The 446-nt window shown below is 49.1% G+C and carries 1 protein-coding gene; it reads left to right on the top strand.

Translation table 11 applies throughout. The features are described 5' to 3' along the window. Window positions 1-446: cation:dicarboxylate symporter family transporter (locus AAEZ03_RS25965; protein ID WP_350582604.1), on the top strand; the 446-nt coding region annotated here is incomplete at both ends.

Genomic DNA, 446 nt, shown 5'->3' with positions numbered 1-446 from the left:
ATCAACGCCATCGCTGAAGCCAACTATATCGGTATATTAGCGTGGGCAATCATCATTGGCTTTGCGCTGCGTCAAGCCAGTGATACGGCTCGTACTGTCGTCGGTGATTTTGCGGATGCTATCTCGCAAGTTGTGAAATGGGTCATTGCTCTAGCGCCCTTTGGTATCTTAGGTCTAGTTGCCAATACCGTCGCGGAGACAGGCTTTGGTGCATTAGCGGGTTATGCGCGTATCTTAATGGTACTGGTCGGTTGTATGCTATTTATCGCCTTGGTCGCCAACCCCATTATCGTGCTGATTAAGACGGGCAAAAACCCTTACCCACTGGTATTCACTTGCCTGCGCGAATCTGGTATTACCGCCTTCTTTACCCGTAGTTCGGCGGCCAATATTCCCGTCAATATGAACCTTGCACATAAACTGGGTCTGCATGAAGACACTTATTC

This window comes from Pseudomonas sp. HY2-MNA-CIBAN-0224 (assembly GCF_040310285.1).
Lineage (GTDB): Bacteria > Pseudomonadota > Gammaproteobacteria > Pseudomonadales > Pseudomonadaceae > Aquipseudomonas > Aquipseudomonas helleri.
Note: the sequence above shows the minus strand (reverse complement) of the source record. Positions and strands in the feature narration are given on the sequence as shown.